The organism is Streptomyces sp. NPDC002809, from assembly GCF_040295435.1.
Classification (GTDB): Bacteria; Actinomycetota; Actinomycetes; order Streptomycetales; family Streptomycetaceae; genus Streptomyces.
The window spans coordinates 1-15,635 of sequence record NZ_JBEOVJ010000030.1; the positions used below are offsets into that span (position 1 = coordinate 1).

Consider the following 15,635-nt stretch of genomic DNA (forward strand, 5'->3'; position numbering starts at 1 on the left):
GGACGTCCATCACCGCCTCCACCGCGTCACGCGTGCCGATCGTCTCGGGGAAGTGGTAGCCCGTGTCGAGGAAGACCACGTCCACCCCGGGCAGGGCCCGGGAGGCGAGATGGGCGACGACCGCGTCCTCCATCGACGACGTCACGCAGAACTGCGGGCCGAAGGTCCGGGTGGCCCACTGGAGGATCTCCAGTGCGGAGGCGTCCTCCAGCTCCCGGCCCGCACGCTCGGCCAGGTCCCTGAGTTCAGTCGCGGAGAGCTGCCCAGTCTGCAGAGTGTCCGTCATGTCCCGTCCCCTTCACCGTCGTTGCGCTGCAGTCCCCGGGTCAGCAGACCCAGGAACTTCAGCTGGAACGCCCGGTTGCAGGAGACGCATTCCCAGGCCCCGTGGCCTGCCTCGTGCGGGCGCAGGTCCTCGTCGCCGCAGTAGGGGCAGTGAAACGGCGCGGCGCGCTCGCTCATGACAGCGACTCCGCACTGGCCCTGGCGGCCCAGGTGGCGAAGCGTTCGTCGTCCTCGCGCTCTGCCTGGAACTTCTCCAGGACCCGCTCGACGTAGTCGGGCAGCTCGGCCGAAGTGACCTTCAGGCCGCGGACCTTGCGGCCGAATCCGGCCTCCAGGCCGAGTGCGCCGCCGAGGTGTACCTGGTAGCCCTCCACCTGGTTGCCCTCGTCGTCCAGCATGAGCTGGCCCTTGAGGCCGATGTCCGCGGTCTGGATGCGGGCGCAGGCGTTGGGGCAGCCGTTGATGTTGATGGTCAGCGGCTCGTCGAACTCCGGGAGGCGGCGCTCCAGTTCGTCGATGAGTGCGGCGCCGCGCGCCTTGGTCTCGACGATCGCCAGCTTGCAGTACTCGATGCCTGTGCAGGCCATCGTGCCGCGGCGGAACGAGGACGGCTTCACCTGGAAGCCGAGCGCCTCCAGGCCGGCGGACAGGGACTCGACCCGGTCCTGCTCCACATCGAGAATGATCATCTTCTGCTCGACGGTGGTGCGCACCCGGCCGGAGCCGTTCGCCTCGGCGAGTTCGGCGATCTTGGCCAGGGTGGAACCGTCGACCCGGCCGACGCGAGGCGCGAAACCGACGTAGAAACGGCCGTCCTGCTGCGGGTGGACACCGATGTGGTCGCGCCAGCGGCTGCTGGGCTCCGCGGGGGCGGGACCGTCCAGCAGCGGGCGCTTGAGGTACTCGTCCTCCAGTACCTGGCGGAACTTCGCGACGCCCCAGTCGGCCACCAGGAACTTCAGGCGGGCGCGGTTGCGGAGCCGGCGGTAGCCGTAGTCGCGGAAGATTCCCACGACGCCGGCCCACACGTCCGCGACCTCGTCCAACGGAACCCAGGCGCCCAGGCGTTCGGCCAGTCGCGGGTTGGTGGAGAGGCCGCCGCCGACCCAGAGGTCGAAGCCGGGGCCGTGCTCGGGGTGCTCGACGCCGACGAACGCGATGTCGTTGATCTCGTGCACCACGTCCTGCACCGGGGAGCCGGAGATGGCGGTCTTGAACTTGCGCGGCAGGTTGGAGAACTCCGGGTTGCCGATGTAGCGCTCGTGGATCTCGTCCAGCGCCGAGGTGCCGTCGATGATCTCGTCGGCGGCGATGCCCGCCACCGGGGAACCGATCATCGTGCGGGGGCAGTCGCCGCACGCCTCGGTGGTGGAGAGGCCGACGGCCTCCAGCTTCTCCCAGATCGCCGGGACGTCCTCGATGCGGATCCAGTGCATCTGGACGTTCTGACGGTCGGTGATGTCCGCGCTGCCGCGGGCGTACTCCTCGGAGATCTCGCCGATGACGCGCAGCTGAGTGGTGGTCAGCCTTCCGCCGTCGATGCGGACCCGCATCATGAAGTACTTGTCCTCGAGCTCCTCGGGCTCGAGGACCGCGGTCTTGCCGCCGTCGATACCGGCCCGTCGCTGGGTGTACAGACCCCACCAACGCATGCGTCCACGAAGGTCGTTGGGGTCGATCGAGTCGAACCCGCGCTTGGAGTAGATCGTCTCAATGCGCGTCCGCACGTTGAGACTGTCGTCGTCCTTCTTGAACTGCTCATTGCCGTTGAGCGGGGTGTAGTGCCCCAGTGCCCACTGGCCTTCGCCACGGTGGCGTCCAGCCTTGCGGCGGGGCGTGGCGGGCGCGGGCTGTTCCGGGGTAGCGGCCATGACAGTACGTCCTTCGGGACTGCAGGAGGGCGGCTCTGAACTGCACACTCGCATGGAGGCGCGGCGGTGCGCAGGATGTGCAGAGAAAGGTTGATCGCGGCGGTGCTGGGACTCTCAGCTCGCCGGACAGATGGCGCTGGACATGCGGCCGAGGTCGACGTGGCGTCGACTCACCAAGGCAATTCCAGTTCCAGGCATGACGGAAGCGTGTCACGCGGGTCTCGGAGCAGTCCACCACTATCCATGATGTGGACGAGACTGTCCCGACAGACGAGACGATGTGGCGCCCGTCACCTTGATGACGGGCGCCAGGTGGCCGGAAAACCGGACAACCGTGTGCATTTCTTACGAGGGATTTCCGCCGGTGCCTACGGAAGCGGCGGCCGGCCGGATTCCGGCCACGGACCCGGGGTGGCGACCTCGGGCTCCAGCTCCGTCCTGGTGTCGAACAGCCGGAAGCCGCGGCGCTGGTAGTTCCCCATGGCGTGCGGCCCGTCCTTGGAGCAGGTGTGCACCCACACCCGCTTCGTCGCGGGCCGCTCCGGCCACCGCTCCGCCAGGTCCCACGCGCGCGCGACCCCGTACGAGAGCAGATGCCCGCCGATCCGGCGTCCCCGGAAAGCCGGGAGGAGGCCGAAGTACATGATCTCGACCACGCCGTCGTCCTGCGGGTCCAGCTCCACGTATCCGGCCGGTGTCCCGTTCGCGTACGCCACCCACGTCTCCGCGCCCGGCCGGTCCAGCACTTCCTGCCACTGCGCGTACGTCATCGTCAGCCGGTCAGTCCACTGGATGTCGCCGCCGACCGCCGTATAGAGGAAGCGGCTGAACTCGGGCAGCGGCACCTCGGAACGGACGATCCGTACGTCCGCCTCCGGCACGGCCGAGGGCCGCAGGTCGTCGGGGGAGGTCTGCTCCAGGGACCAGACGGTCACCTCGGCGAGGGCGGGGTCGGATGGACGCGCGGGGTTGCTCATGACTGCCAGAAAACCATGCCCCGCCGCCCCGGCCCAAGCCGGTACCCGGGAGCAGGCGCTCCGGACCTGCGGGAACGGCGTTCAGGAGGCGCTGCGCGCCGCCACCACCACCGGCGCCTTCGACCGCGGCAGCAGATCGCCCGGGTGCTCCGGACGGATCACCTCCACCTCGACCCCTTCGCCGAAGCGGTACGGGCGGTGCGCCAGCACCTCCGCGAGATGGCGCCGCAGCCGCGAGATCTCGGCCCGGACCGTCACCGTCCTGGTCGGATCGCCGAAGAGGTCCTCCGCCAGTTCGGACGCCGTACGCCCCTCGGGGTGCAGGGCCAGCGCGTACAGCAGCTCGGCGTGGCGCGGGGAGAGCCGCTGCGTCCACGTGCCCACCGGGCTCACCACATTCACCGCGAGGCTGCGCGGCAGGCTCAGATCCAGCACGACCCGGCGTGGCGGGCTGTCCATCGCACCGTCCGCCACCTGCACCAGCCAGCCGCCCGGCAGCGGCTCCACCCGGCACATCCCGAGCGAGGGCAGCCACACCCGGCCCGGCTGCAGTGACTTCGGCAGGGGCAGCCGGTCCACCGGAGGCATCCCGGTGACCGCGGCCAGCCAGCCGTGGCCGTCCACTGCCAGAGCCCGGCCCCCCAGCCGGCAGAGCATCGGCGCGGCCACCGAGCGCAGCCGGTCGATCGCCTGCAGGTGCTGGGTCCTGATCTCGCTCTCGGCCAGCCGGGCCACCGAACCGACCAGGGCGAGCGTCGTCGGATGGAAGGTGCTCGCCGGACCGCTGATGTCGACGATCCCCATCAGCCGGCCGTCCCGCGGATCGCGCACCGGGGCCGCCGCGCACGTCCAGCCGTGCAGACTGCGGACGAAGTGCTCCGCGGAGTGGACCTGCACAGCGGCGCGCGAGGCGAGCGCGGTGCCGATGGCGTTGGTGCCCGTGATCGCCTCGGACCAGGCGGCGCCCTCGGCCAGGCAGATGGTGTCCGCCAGGCGCAGCACCCCAGTGTTGCCCTGGCGCCACAGCACCCGGCCCTCCACATCGGTGACCACCATGATCTGCTGCGAGGCGTCCGCGATGCCCGCCAGGCCGTCGCTGAGCAGCGGCATCACCTCGCCCAGCGCGGAACTCCGGCGCCGGTGCTCGACCTCGTCCAGCTCCAGCAGAATGCTGTGGGTGGTCTGTTCCGGATCGATCCCGCTGCGCAGCACCCGGTCCCACGAGGCCCCGATCTCCGCCCGCGGTGCCGTGGGCATGCGGTCGCCCGCCATCCGCGCCTCGCGGGCCCGGTGGACCAGGCGGTTGGCCCGGCCGGATTCCTGGGCAGCGAGCCGCATCACGTCGACCGGACTCGTCTCCATGCCGGAATTCCCCCTCATGACTGTGCTGGACCTGGTCAAGGAGCCATGGGACCCATCCTGCCGCTGCGGGAGCTCCGGCACCGCAACTCCACACAATGGTTGCAACCCTCTGCAACTCTGGCGACGGCCGCGCGACCGTACAAGAGTGACGGAACACCGAACGGCAGGGTTTCGGCCCCGAAGTCCGGTGTGTACAGCATGGGGGGTGGTGCCGTGTCGGCGCAGCACCACCCCCTGTTGCTGCGCGGACGCCGTCCCCGTCACCGCTCCACGGGCCGGGCCCGTTCCACGACCGATGCCAGATCGAGTGTGTGCGGCAGCGTCCCGAAGGCCGAACCGCGATCCCCGCCCAGGCGTGACGCACAGAACGCATCGGCCACCTCCGGCGGAGCCCAGCGCACCAGCAGCGAACCCTGCAGCACCAGCGCCATCCGCTCCACGAGCCGGCGGGCCCGTGCCTCGATGCCCTCCAGGTCGGCGAGCTCCGTCAGCAGGTCCTTGATCGCCCGGTCGAGCCGGTGGTCGGCCCCCCGCGCCCGTCCGACCTCCGTGAGGAACGCGTTCAGTGCCAGCGGCTCACGCTGCAGCGCCCGCAGGACATCCAGCGCCTGGACATTCCCCGAGCCCTCCCAGATCGAGTTGAGCGGCGCCTCGCGCAGCAGCCGCGGCATCCCCGACTCCTCCACATAGCCGTTGCCGCCCAGGCATTCGAGGGCCTCGGCCACCAGCGGGGTGCACCGCTTCGTCACCCAGTACTTCGCCGTGGGCACCGCGATCCGCAGGAACGCCGACTCGCCCTCGGTCCCCGCGTCGTACGCGGCCGCGAGCCGCATCGCCAGCACCGTCGCGGCCTCCGACTCCAGCGCCAGATCGGCCAGCACATTGCGCATCAGCGGCTTGTCGACCAGCACCCCGCCGAACGCGCTGCGGTACGTGGCGTGGTGGACCGCCTGCGCCACCGCCTGCCGCATCAGCGCCGCCGAGCCCGTCACACAGTCCAGCCGGGTCGCCGCCACCATGTCGATGATGGTGCGGACCCCGCGCCCCTCCTCACCGATCCTGCGCACCCACGTCCCGTCGAACTCGACCTCGGCCGATGCGTTGGACCGGTTGCCCAGCTTGTCCTTGAGCCGCTGGATCGCGAACACGTTGCGCGTGCCGTCCGGCAGCACCCGGGGGAGCAGGAAACACGTCAGCCCGTCCGGGGCCTGCGCCAGCACCAGGAACCCGTCGGACATCGGCGCCGAGCAGAACCACTTGTGCCCGGTGAGCAGATACTCCCCCTCGGCCGCCAGCGGCTCCGCACGCGTCGTGTTGGACCGCACGTCCGTGCCGCCCTGCTTCTCCGTCATGCCCATCCCGAGGAGCGCCCCGGTCTTCTGCCCGGCCGGCCGCAGCTCCTCCTCGTACACGTGCGAGGTCAGCAGCGGTTCCCACTCCGCCGCCACCGCCGGATCGGTCCGCAGCGCGGGTACCGCCGCGTGCGTCATCGAGAGCGGGCAGCCGTGGCCCGCCTCGGCCTGCGTCCACACCAGGAAACCGGCGGCCCGGCGCACATGCCCGCCCGGCCGGTCCCACGCATCCGTCAGGCCGGCGGTGACGGCATGGCCCAGCAGCCGGTGCCAGGCCGGGTGGAACTCCACGTCGTCGATGCGGTGCCCGTAGCGGTCATGGGTCCGCAGCCGCGGCGGATTGTCGTTGGCCTGCGCTCCCCACTCCGCGGCCTGGGCGGACCCGGCGGACCGGCCGAGCTCGGCGAGCCCGTCCCGCGCATCGTCGAGCAGCTCGGCCGGGAGGTGGCGATCCACGGCTTCGGTGAGCACCCGGTCCGCGCCGAAGACGTCGTAGCCGAGGAGAGGAGGGGCCTGGTTGGACACTGTGTGGGTGGTGGCTGCCATGCCGCTACGGTATGGACGTGCAGGCAGCAAATGAAACACCCGAGCGGCCACCGGGCCGGCTCCACCGGGCCAGAGTGCTCTATCGCAACGTGTCCAAGCGGCAACTGGCCTGGCAGTTGCTGAAGGACACCGTCAATTCGTGCATGGAGTACCGCATTCTGGGACTCGCCGCCGAGGCGGCGTTCTTCACCCTGCTGTCCCTGCCTCCGCTGCTCCTCGGACTGATCGGCCTGCTCGGCTACGTCGACGAGTGGACCAGCACCACCACGGTCGCCTCCATCGAGCGCAACATCCTCAGCGCCGCCCACACGGTGCTCTCCGAGCGCGGCGTCAACGACTTCGCCAAACCGCTCCTGGCTGACGTCACCACCGGGGCCCGGCCCGACGTCATCTCGATCGGCTTCGCGATCGCGCTCTGGTCCGGTTCACGCGCGGTCAACGTCTTCATCGACACCATCACCGTCATGTACGGGCTCGACGGCCAGCGCGGCCTCGTCAAGACCCGGATGCTCGCCTTCCTGCTGTACGTGGTGGCGCTGCTGCTGGGCGCGGTCGTGCTGCCGCTCCTGGTGGTCGGCCCCGACCGGGTCGTGGAGTTCATCCCCTGGGGCACCGAGGTCATAAGCGTCCTGTACTGGCCGCTGGTGATACTGCTGTCCATCGCCTTCCTGACGACGCTCTACCACGTGTCCGTCCCCGTCCGCTCGCCGTGGATCGAGGACATGCCGGGTGCCCTGATGGCCCTGGCGATGTGGGTGCTCGGCAGTTTCCTGCTGCGGATCTACCTCACCAGTACGGTCGAGGGGCCCACGATCTACGGGTCGCTGGCCGCCCCGATCGCGGTACTGCTGTGGATCGGCATCTCCGCGTTCGCGGTGCTGGTGGGCGCCGCGGTCAACGCGGCCATCGACCGGGTGTGGCCCTCGGTGGCGACGGCGGCGGCCCGTGCCGCCAACGACCGGGTGCGCGCGGCCCAGGCGGCCGAGTTCGTGGCCCGCACCCAGGCGGAGAGCTGGGACGGCGGCCCGGACGACGACGGGGACGACGGCGACAGCCCGTACATGCCGTCCGAGTTCCCGGAACGGTGGTCACGGTTCCTGCCGCCGGACGACGTGAAGTCCCGCCTGCAGCCGAGCCGTGAGAAGGAGCCGGACAAACCGCAGCCGCACGGCGAGTGAGCGGGCCGGCCGTCAGCCTCAGTCGGCGGGCGGGGCGGGCGACGTGGGCGGAGCCGTCGCAAGGGTCCCGGTGGACGAGCCCGGCGACCACGACAGTTTGACCGTCAGATGGCCCTCCAGCGCGCTCTTGGCGATCACAGCCCCGGCCTCGGCCGTGATCTTCACACCGAATTCGAGCTCCACCCCGTCCGGCTTCAGCGTGCCGTCCCGGAACACCGCCAGTGCCGACTCGGCCGCCGACCGGATGCCCTGGAGCGCCTCGTCGAAGGTGCGCTCCGCCCGGGCCAGCGCATGGCCGTCGCGCGCGACCAGCTGCGCACCCGGGGCGTGCCGGTCGACCTCGACCGTCACCGTCTCGCCGCTGTCGGTGGTGAACTCCATCAGTGCCGCCATGGCCGCCCCCGGGGTGCCGCGGTTCCGCCCGTTCTCCGTCAGTCGACGAGACTAGTGCCATGGGCGACAGGTACGAAGAGCGCGCGTCGCGAATCGACGGTGCGAAGGTATGGACCCTGACCGTGCCGCAGGGACCGGGCCACGCGGTGCTGCCCGACGGCTGCATGGACCTGCTGTGGATTGACGGCCGACTGCTCGTCGCAGGCCCGGACACCCGTGCGGAACCGCCGTCCGGCTCGGGCGGCGGCAGTTACGCGGGCATCCGCTTCGCCCCCGGGACGGCGCCCGCCCTGCTGGGCGTACCGGCGCACGAACTGCGTGACCGCCGCGTCGCGCTGGCCGACCTGTGGCCGGCGGCGTCGGTCCGTGAACTCACCGAGCGGGTCGCCGGGGCCGCCGACCCGGCTGCCGCGCTGGAGGACATCGCGGTGCTCCGGTCGGCGGACACCGCGCCGCCGGACCCGGTGATGCGGTTCGTCGCCGCGCGGCTGGACAGCGGCCGTACCGTCGCGCAGACGGCCGAGGCGGCGGGCCTCGGCGCCCGTCAGCTGCACCGCCGCTCCCTGGCCGCCTTCGGATACGGCCCCAAGACGCTCGCCCGGGTGCTGCGGCTGCAACGGGCGCTGGCGCTCGTAAGGGCAGGGACGCCATACGCCGACGCCGCACTGATCGCGGGCTGCGCCGATCAGGCCCACCTCGCGCGGGAGGTGCGCGAACTGGCCGGCACCACCCTTTCCGGGTACCTGGCCGCACGGGGAGCGGACCCGCCGACGTAGCGTGCTCGTACGCTCCGGCCACTGCCTCCGGGGCGGCCGGCGCGGTGATCTGCGCCGGCCGTGCGTGCCCGGGCGATCGGCTCAGGCCGTGCGTGGTCCAGGTGATCGGCCCAGGCCGTGCGTGGTCCGGGTGACCGGCTCAGGAGGCTGCCGGCGCGAACAGCGACACCGCACAGCCGTCCGGGTCGAGGACCACCGCATAGCGCTGCCCCCACACCGCGTCCCACGGTTTCAGATGGCTCCGGTATCCGGCGCCGGTCAGCTCGTCGTGGACGGCGTCGACCTCCGCCGGGCTGTCGCAGAGGAAGGCGAGCCCGAGCCGCTCACCGCCGTTCGCCGCGGCCCACTCGGGGTCGAAGGAGCGGACGACGGCCTCGGTGTCCCACAGCAGGCGCTGCCCGCCCGGGAGCGTCACTTCGACATGGGGTGAGGATTCCGCGTCGGCGGGGATGTCGAGGCCGAGCCGGCGGTAGAAGGCGAGCGACGCGGCCAGATCCGCGGTGGTGAGGGAGATTGCGTCGAGTCGTGGAGTCATGACCCGACGGTAGGCCGGATACCGGCCCGCGGTCTTGAACGAATCGGTCGTTTCCTATCCCGCACCGCCGGCGCTGCCCGCACCCTTCATGCCGTTCATGCCGTCCGCGCTGCCCGCGCCGTTCATGCCGTCGAGCCGTCGAGCCGTCGAGCCGTCGAGCCGTCGCGCCGTCCGCGCCGTTCATGGCGCGCACCGTCCATGCCGTCCGCGCCGCGCGACCGGCGCCGTCCCGCCCCGTCCCGCCCCGTCCCGCCCCGTCCCGCCCCGTCCCGTCCCGCTCTGCGCGTCCTCGGCTTCTGGCGCGGTGACGGCGGCGGGCCTGCCGGCTGCGGTCCGGCTCGTGGGCTGAACCGAGAGCCGGCAGGGCCGCGCCGCGCCGCTCACACGGTTCCGCCTGCCTCCTCGCCGTCCAGGCAGTCCGCCGGCGAGGTGCCCGGGTCCGTCAGGGCCAGGCCCACTGCCGCACGTTCGGTGACCCAGCGGGTCGGGCGGTGGCGCGGGTCACCGGTCGTGGCGTACAGCGCCCCGTGCAGCTCCAGCATTCGGACCGCGCCGATCCGGTCGCCCCAGGCCAGCGGGCCCACCGGGTAGCCGAGACCGGTCGTCACCGCCAGATCGATGTCGGCGGGGGCCGCCAGCGCGCGCTCCGCGATCGATGCCGAGACCGACACGATCGACGCGAGCAGCCGCTGTGCGACCGAGCCCGCCGTGTCCCGCACCACCGACACCGCGAACGGCTCGCCTCCGGCCGTGGCCCGCGCCAGTACCGCGCGGGCGTCCCGCGCCGCCGCCGGCTCCGCGGCCGGAGTCACGGCCAGAACCCGGCGGCGCCCGGCCGTCGCCAACGGGTCCACCCCGAAGGTGCGCCCCGCGGGCAGCCCGTGCGCGGCCACCGCGGAGGCCACCGTGGTGCCCCAGACCGGGACCAGTACCAGCGCCCCGGCGGACGGCTCCGCGCCGGTCTCGACCGTGGCCCCCGCCGCGGTCAGAGCCTCCCGCAGCGCTGTGGCGTCGCGTTCGCCGGCCGGGGAGGCGGCGACGACGTGCACCGGCCGGTCCGGGTCGCCGGTGAGCGGCGCCTCCGGCGCGGGCGCGGCTGCCTCGGGGCCGTACGGGAACCAGCCGCGTCCCGTCTTGCGCCCGTGCAGCCCGGCCGTCACCCGGTTCGGGGTCAGGTACGAGGGACGGAGCCGGTCCTCGTGGCGGAAGCCCTCCCAGATCGAGTCGATGACCGCGGCGGTCACATCGAGTCCGGTGAGGTCCATCAGCTCGAACGGGCCCATCCGCAGGCCCAGTACGTCCCGCGCGATGCGGTCGATGCCCGCCGGGTCGGTGACCGTCTCCTCCAGCAGCGCGAGTGCTTCGGTCGCCAGTCCGCGCCCGGCGTGGTTCACGAGGAATCCCGGGGTGTCGGCGACCGTCACCGCACGGTGTCCGCAGCTCTCCACGAGCGCGGTGAGCAGCGGCGGGATCTCCGGGCGCGTGGCGGCGCCGGGTACGACCTCGACGATCCGCATCAGCGGGACGGGGTTGAAGAAGTGCAGCCCGGCCAGGCGCGTCGGGTCCTTGAGACCGGCGGCGATCCGGGTCACGGACAGCGAGGAGGTGTTCGTGGCGAGGACGGCGGATGCGGGCAGCGCCTGCTCCAGCCTGCCGAAGACCTCCGTCTTCGTGGCCAGGTCCTCCCGTACGGCCTCGATGGCCAGCTCGACGTCCGGTCCCTCGGCCCACGGGTCGTCCAGCGGAAGCACCCGGTCCACGGCGCCGGCCGCGTCCTCGGCGGACATCCGGCCCTTCTGCACGGCCCTTTCGAGCATGGACCGTACGAAGGCGGCCGCCTCCGTCACCGCCTCCGTCCGCACGTCGGACAGCTCGACGGTGTGTCCGCCGACGGCGGCCCACTGGGCGATGCCGCGGCCCATGGCTCCGGCGCCGACGATCCTGATACGCATGGTGGTCCTGGTCCTCTCGATGGGGCGGGTGGGTGTCGGACAGGTGAGTGCCGGACAGGTGGGTGCGGATCAGCGCAGGTACACGCGGGCCGGGTCGACATCCTCGCGCAGCAGCCGCAGTTCGTCCCCGGTCGGGGGCGGCACCTCGTCGACCGTGTCGGAGACCCGGAGGTCCCAGCCGGTCGCGGCCCGCACCTGCGCCACGGTGACGCCGGGCTGGACGGCGACCAGCCGCAGCTCCTCGCCCACGCCCTCGCGGGCCAGGATGCCCAGTTCCGTGACGACCCGGGTGACACCGGCGCCCAGCGGCCGGATGCCCTCGGCGAGCGCGCGGTCCGGGCCCGGGGTGGTGCAGAAGTCGAGCTCCGCCGGGAAGGAGCGGGGGTGGTGACGGCGCATCACCACGAAGACCTCGTGGGAGTTGGCCATCACCTCGACGCCGCCGCCCGAACCGGGCAGCCGGACCGACGGGCTGTCCCAGTCGCCGATCACCGAGGTGTTGAGGTTGCCCCACCGGTCGATCTGCGCGGCGCCCAGGAAGCCCACGTCGATATGGCCGCCCTGGAGCACACAGCCGAAGAGCATGGGCATCGGGATCACCGCCTCCGCCCCCGTGATCAGCACCGCGTCGGCGATGGTCTCCGGCAGCTGCGAGGGGTGGGCGCCGCAGACCCCGGACTCGTACACCACCTCGATGTCCGGGGCGACCGTCAGATGGGCCAGCTCGGTGGCGAGGGTCGGCAGACCGATCCCGGCGAACACGGTACGGCGCGCGGCCAGTTCGCGGGAGGCGACGACGGAGAGCAGTTCGGACGAGGTGAGGGAGTCCGGTGTGGTGGCGGTCATGAGCCGTCCCTTTCGTGGTCCGTGGCCGTGGTTCCCCCGGACGTGCTCACAGTCGTCGCCCGTAGTTCACCGGTTCGCTGAACGCCTCGCCGACCGCGAGCCCCGCCCAGAACTCCTCGCCCAGCCTGTCGACGTACTCCGCGTGGTCCGCCGTCCCACGCACCCACTCGTCCAGCCAGTCCTGGAGGCGCTGCGGATCCTTGCTGATGTGCGACCAGGCCCGGTAGAAGGCGTTGTCCCGGTCGTAGTACCCCTGGGCGAACGAGGGATGCGCCCCGCGCGGGCAGCAGACCACGGCGTCGACCGCGTGCGCGGGGACGAGCGTGCGGTTGGGGTCGGAGCGGATCACCTCGTCGTCGACGATCTCCTCCACGACGACGACCGCCTTGTCCGCCGCGTACACCGCCTCGGCCTGGACGCCGGTCAGCCCCCACATCTGGGTGTTGCCGCCACGGTCGGCGCGCTGGGCGTGGATGATCGTCACGTCAGGGTTGACGGGCGGCACGACGTAGATCTGCTCGGGTTCGCCGTCCGGACCGGGATACGGCGAAGTCACCTTGCGCAGATCGCTGTTGACGGACGGAAGGTCGCTGCCGCCGTAGGAGCGCAACGGGTAGAACGGCAGCCGCTGCGAACCGGCGAGATAGCGGCAGATCATTCCGTAGTGGCTGTACTCCTCGAAGGCGAGGGGCGCCGGGTCCGCGCTCTCCACCCGGCGGCGGAGCTCACCGAGCGAACCGGCCGACGAGTTGCCCACGAAGGAGGAGACCAGCCGCGTCACACAGCCCGCGGCGATCATCTGGTCCACGACGATGTCCGCGGTCATCCGTACGACCGTGAGATCGCGGCGGCCCTGTCGGATGATCTCGTGACCCGCGGCAGTCGGGATGAGATGGGTGAAGCCTTCGAGGCAGACAGTGGCGCCGTCGTGGACGAAGGCGGCGACCGCCGCCTTCATCGACATCGTCTTGTCTTTCCGGTGGGTCGTGGCCACGGTGCTCCTCTGCCTGTGCGGGCGCGCGTGTCGACCCACGGTGCCAGCGTCCATTGTTCGCTGTCCAATACCGAATTAAGCTCGGATCAGGACGTCTGGTTAATCAATGAGTGCTGAGGAAGGGGCGGGCATGGAGCTGCGCCATCTGTCCGCGTTCCTGGCCGTGGCCGAGGAGCTGCACTTCGGCCGGGCCGCCAGGCGGCTGCAGATGGCTCAGCCGCCGCTGAGCCAGCAGATCCGTCAGCTGGAGAAGGAGCTGGGGGTCCAGCTCTTCGAGCGCAACACCCGCTCGGTGCGGCTCACCAGTGCGGGGGATTCGTTCCTCCAGCCGGTGCGGACCGTGCTCGACGACCTGGACACGGCCGTACGGGCCGCGAAGGCGGCCGGCCGCGGCGAGTACGGGCGGGTCAGCATCGGCTTCGCGGGTGCCTCCAGCCACGAGACGCTGCCCCGGCTGACCAGGGCGGTGCGCGCCGCCCACCCCGGGATCGAACTCGTCATGACCGGCCAGACCTACGCCAACGTCGCGCTGGCCCGGGTCGCGGACGGCTCGCTCGACCTGGGCTTCGTGCGACTGCCTGTGACGCAGCCGGGCGTGACCTACCGGGTCATCGACGAGGAGGAGCTGGTGTGCGCGCTGCCCTCCGACCATCCGCTCGCCGCCCGGGACAGCGTTCCGATCGAGGTACTGGCCGGGGAGCCGTTCGTCTCGTTCCCCGCGAACACCGGCTCCACCGTGCGGGACGCGATGGTCGGGGCCTGCGAGGCCGCCGGATTCAACCCGAGGGTGGTGCAGGAGGCCCCCGACTCCTACACGATCCTGGCGCTGGTCGCCGCCGGCGTCGGGGTGACCCTGACGGTGACCTCCGTCCAGCACATCCAGCAGAGCGGCCTCGTCTACCGGCCGCTCGCCGGGCCGCCCATCAGGCGCCAGGCCGCCCTGGCCTGGCGGGACGACAATCCCTCGGCCGCCCTGCGCGCGGTCCTCGCTGTCGCTGAGGACGCGCTGCCGACGCCCGCTCCCGGGGCTGCGCTGTCGACGCCCGCCCACTGAGCCGTCCGCCTCACCGGGACGCGCTGCCGACGCCAGCCCACCGAGCCGTCCGCCTCACCGGGACGTGCTGCCGACGCCCGCCCGCCGAGCCGTCCGCCCCACCGGGACGTGCTGCCGACGCCCGCCCGCCGAGCCGTCCGCCCCATTGAGACGCGCTGCGTCTTGAATCAGAGGGAACTGGATATTGGACCGACTCAGTCGTCGGGTGCGAGGGTCGTGACACACCCTTGTCCCCTTCTGTCCCTTCCCTGAAAGGCCCCGCTGTGCCCGACCAGAACGATGTCGTGATCTGCGAACCGCTGCGCACCCCCATCGGCCGCTTCGGCGGAGCGTTCGCCGGGGAGACGCCGGCCGCCCTCGCCGCACGTGTCATCGCCGAGGTCGTCGCCCGCACGGGGATCGATCCGGACCGGGTCGACGAGGTGATCCTCGGGCACGCCTATCCGACCTCCGACGCCCCCGCCATCGGCCGGGTCGCCGCCCTGGACGCCGGGCTCCCGCAGTCCGTCACCGGCCTTCAGACCGACCGCCGCTGCGGCTCCGGGCTCCAGGCCGTCCTTGACGCGGCGATGCAGATCAGGGCCGGTTTCAGCGACGTGGTGATCGCCGGCGGCGTCGACGTGATGAGCGCCGCCCCCTACTACACGCACGAAGGCCGCTGGGGTATCAAGGGGCCAGGCCTCCAGCTCCACGACTCGCTGGCCCGCGGCCGGGTCACCGCCGGCGGCGTCAACCACCCGGTGCCCGGCGGCATGATCGAGACCGCCGAGAACCTCCGCCGCGAGTACGGCATCAGCCGCGCCGACCAGGACGCCCTCGCCCTGCGCTCGCAGCAGCGCGCCGGCCGCGCCATGGCCGAGGGGCGGTACGAGGCGGAGACCGTCCCGGTGACGGTGCGCACGCGCAAGGGCGAGACGGTGGTCACCGCCGACGAGCACCCCCGCCCGGACACCACCGCCGAACAGCTTGCCGCGCTCCGCCCGATCCTGGGCAAGTCCGATCCGGACGCCACGGTCACGGCGGGCAACGCCAGCGGCCAGAACGACGCGGCGGCCGCCTGCCTGGTGACCAGCGCCGCCACCGCCGAACGCCTGGGCCTCACCCCGCTGGTGCGCCTGGTCTCCTTCGCCCGCGCCGGTGTGCCCGCAGCCACCATGGGCATCGGCCCCGTCCCCGCGACCCGGACCGCGCTCGCCCGCGCCGGGCTCACCCTCGCCGACCTCGACCTGATCGAGCTCAACGAGGCCTTCGCCGCCCAGGTGCTGGCCTGCACCCGCGAACTGGGCCTCGGCGAGAAGGACCACGAGGAACGGATCAACGTGAACGGCTCGGGCGTCTCGCTCGGCCACCCCGTCGGCGCCACCGGCGCCCGCATCCTCGCCACCCTCACCAGGGAAATGCACCGCCGTGAGGCCCGCTTCGGCCTGGAGACCATGTGCATCGGCGGCGGTCAGGGACTCGCCGCGGTCTTCGAGCGCATCGCGGTCTGAGGCCTGACGGCACTGCGGTTGACC

At 72.0% G+C, this 15,635-nt stretch carries 16 protein-coding genes; 4 read left to right on the top strand and 12 right to left on the bottom strand.

Going from position 1 to position 15,635, the window contains the following annotated elements; genetic code table 11:
- The 7 genes from ABT025_RS19410 to ABT025_RS19440 form a co-directional block, all read right to left on the bottom strand.
- The coding region (locus ABT025_RS19410) for a phosphoadenosine phosphosulfate reductase domain-containing protein (RefSeq protein ID WP_350995571.1) at nucleotides 1-286 on the bottom strand (286 nt) is incomplete at its 3' end.
- Nucleotides 283-462 carry a hypothetical protein gene (locus ABT025_RS19415; RefSeq protein ID WP_350995573.1) on the bottom strand — a complete coding sequence of 60 codons (180 nt, stop codon included), beginning with the start codon at nucleotides 460-462 and terminating at the stop codon, nucleotides 283-285. The genes ABT025_RS19415 and ABT025_RS19410, both read right to left, overlap by 4 nt.
- A complete protein-coding gene (locus tag ABT025_RS19420; protein WP_350995575.1) occupies nucleotides 459-2,156 on the bottom strand; it encodes a nitrite/sulfite reductase in 1,698 nt (565 codons plus the stop codon). Before ABT025_RS19420 ends, ABT025_RS19415 begins: the two co-directional genes overlap by 4 nt.
- Before the next feature lie 114 nt (nucleotides 2,157-2,270).
- The gene (locus ABT025_RS19425) at nucleotides 2,271-2,354 is read right to left on the bottom strand and encodes a putative leader peptide (protein ID WP_310739661.1); all 84 of its coding nucleotides are present in this window, start codon (nucleotides 2,352-2,354) and stop codon (nucleotides 2,271-2,273) included.
- Nucleotides 2,355-2,524: 170 nt separating this feature from the next.
- Nucleotides 2,525-3,133: a GNAT family N-acetyltransferase gene (locus ABT025_RS19430; RefSeq protein WP_350995577.1), complete on the bottom strand. Its 609-nt coding sequence runs from the start codon at nucleotides 3,131-3,133 to the stop codon at nucleotides 2,525-2,527.
- An 81-nt stretch (nucleotides 3,134-3,214) separates the two neighbouring features.
- On the bottom strand, nucleotides 3,215-4,495 hold the full coding sequence (locus tag ABT025_RS19435) for a helix-turn-helix domain-containing protein (protein ID WP_350995579.1): 1,281 nt from the start codon (nucleotides 4,493-4,495) through the stop codon (nucleotides 3,215-3,217).
- Nucleotides 4,496-4,755: 260 nt separating this feature from the next.
- A complete protein-coding gene (locus tag ABT025_RS19440) occupies nucleotides 4,756-6,393 on the bottom strand; it encodes an acyl-CoA dehydrogenase family protein (RefSeq protein WP_350995581.1) in 1,638 nt (545 codons plus the stop codon).
- Between the two features lie 74 nt (nucleotides 6,394-6,467).
- Here ABT025_RS19440 and ABT025_RS19445 point away from each other — a divergent pair, with 74 nt between their 5' ends.
- Nucleotides 6,468-7,571 (top strand): YihY/virulence factor BrkB family protein, encoded by a 1,104-nt coding sequence (locus ABT025_RS19445; RefSeq protein WP_350995763.1) that lies wholly within the window; start codon nucleotides 6,468-6,470, stop codon nucleotides 7,569-7,571.
- Between the two features lie 18 nt (nucleotides 7,572-7,589).
- Here the strand turns inward: ABT025_RS19445 and ABT025_RS19450 are convergent, their stop codons facing one another.
- Nucleotides 7,590-7,964, bottom strand: a complete 375-nt coding sequence (locus tag ABT025_RS19450) for a CU044_2847 family protein (protein WP_350995583.1) — start codon at nucleotides 7,962-7,964, stop codon at nucleotides 7,590-7,592.
- A 59-nt stretch (nucleotides 7,965-8,023) separates the two neighbouring features.
- On the opposite strand from ABT025_RS19450, the gene ABT025_RS19455 reads away from it, so the two are divergent.
- Entirely contained in the window at nucleotides 8,024-8,740 is a 717-nt protein-coding gene (locus ABT025_RS19455; protein WP_350995585.1) for a DUF6597 domain-containing transcriptional factor, read from the top strand.
- Nucleotides 8,741-8,879: 139 nt separating this feature from the next.
- On the opposite strand, the gene ABT025_RS19460 is transcribed toward ABT025_RS19455, so the two are convergent.
- From ABT025_RS19460 to ABT025_RS19475, 4 genes are all read right to left on the bottom strand, one after another.
- Complete coding sequence (locus ABT025_RS19460) at nucleotides 8,880-9,275, bottom strand: VOC family protein (RefSeq protein WP_350995587.1); 396 nt, start codon at nucleotides 9,273-9,275, stop codon at nucleotides 8,880-8,882.
- Nucleotides 9,276-9,655: 380 nt separating this feature from the next.
- Nucleotides 9,656-11,227 carry a 3-hydroxyacyl-CoA dehydrogenase gene (locus ABT025_RS19465; protein WP_350995589.1) on the bottom strand — a complete coding sequence of 524 codons (1,572 nt, stop codon included), beginning with the start codon at nucleotides 11,225-11,227 and terminating at the stop codon, nucleotides 9,656-9,658.
- A 69-nt stretch (nucleotides 11,228-11,296) separates the two neighbouring features.
- The gene (locus tag ABT025_RS19470; RefSeq protein WP_350995591.1) at nucleotides 11,297-12,073 is read right to left on the bottom strand and encodes a CoA-transferase subunit beta; all 777 of its coding nucleotides are present in this window, start codon (nucleotides 12,071-12,073) and stop codon (nucleotides 11,297-11,299) included.
- Between the two features lie 46 nt (nucleotides 12,074-12,119).
- Nucleotides 12,120-13,037: a CoA transferase subunit A gene (locus ABT025_RS19475; RefSeq protein ID WP_350995766.1), complete on the bottom strand. Its 918-nt coding sequence runs from the start codon at nucleotides 13,035-13,037 to the stop codon at nucleotides 12,120-12,122.
- 160 nt (nucleotides 13,038-13,197) lie between these two features.
- Between ABT025_RS19475 and ABT025_RS19480 the strand changes: the two genes are divergently transcribed.
- Entirely contained in the window at nucleotides 13,198-14,121 is a 924-nt protein-coding gene (locus ABT025_RS19480; RefSeq protein ID WP_350995769.1) for a LysR substrate-binding domain-containing protein, read from the top strand.
- A 263-nt stretch (nucleotides 14,122-14,384) separates the two neighbouring features.
- The gene (locus ABT025_RS19485; RefSeq protein ID WP_350995593.1) at nucleotides 14,385-15,611 is read left to right on the top strand and encodes an acetyl-CoA C-acetyltransferase; all 1,227 of its coding nucleotides are present in this window, start codon (nucleotides 14,385-14,387) and stop codon (nucleotides 15,609-15,611) included.
- Nucleotides 15,612-15,635 lie beyond the last annotated feature (24 nt).

What these genes read in the sequence shown, in the direction of transcription:
- ABT025_RS19415 (WP_350995573.1), bottom strand. Translation starts at nt 462, where the DNA reads ATGAGCGAGCGCGCCGCGCCGTTTCACTGCCCCTACTGCGGCGACGAG.
- ABT025_RS19420 (WP_350995575.1), bottom strand. Translation starts at nt 2,156, where the DNA reads ATGGCCGCTACCCCGGAACAGCCCGCGCCCGCCACGCCCCGCCGCAAG.
- ABT025_RS19425 (WP_310739661.1), bottom strand. Translation starts at nt 2,354, where the DNA reads ATGCCTGGAACTGGAATTGCCTTGGTGAGTCGACGCCACGTCGACCTC.
- ABT025_RS19430 (WP_350995577.1), bottom strand. Translation starts at nt 3,133, where the DNA reads ATGAGCAACCCCGCGCGTCCATCCGACCCCGCCCTCGCCGAGGTGACC.
- ABT025_RS19435 (WP_350995579.1), bottom strand. Translation starts at nt 4,495, where the DNA reads ATGGAGACGAGTCCGGTCGACGTGATGCGGCTCGCTGCCCAGGAATCC.
- ABT025_RS19440 (WP_350995581.1), bottom strand. Translation starts at nt 6,393, where the DNA reads ATGGCAGCCACCACCCACACAGTGTCCAACCAGGCCCCTCCTCTCCTC.
- ABT025_RS19450 (WP_350995583.1), bottom strand. Translation starts at nt 7,964, where the DNA reads ATGGCGGCACTGATGGAGTTCACCACCGACAGCGGCGAGACGGTGACG.
- ABT025_RS19455 (WP_350995585.1), top strand. Translation starts at nt 8,024, where the DNA reads ATGGGCGACAGGTACGAAGAGCGCGCGTCGCGAATCGACGGTGCGAAG.
- ABT025_RS19460 (WP_350995587.1), bottom strand. Translation starts at nt 9,275, where the DNA reads ATGACTCCACGACTCGACGCAATCTCCCTCACCACCGCGGATCTGGCC.
- ABT025_RS19465 (WP_350995589.1), bottom strand. Translation starts at nt 11,227, where the DNA reads ATGCGTATCAGGATCGTCGGCGCCGGAGCCATGGGCCGCGGCATCGCC.
- ABT025_RS19470 (WP_350995591.1), bottom strand. Translation starts at nt 12,073, where the DNA reads ATGACCGCCACCACACCGGACTCCCTCACCTCGTCCGAACTGCTCTCC.
- ABT025_RS19475 (WP_350995766.1), bottom strand. Translation starts at nt 13,037, where the DNA reads ATGTCGATGAAGGCGGCGGTCGCCGCCTTCGTCCACGACGGCGCCACT.
- ABT025_RS19480 (WP_350995769.1), top strand. Translation starts at nt 13,198, where the DNA reads ATGGAGCTGCGCCATCTGTCCGCGTTCCTGGCCGTGGCCGAGGAGCTG.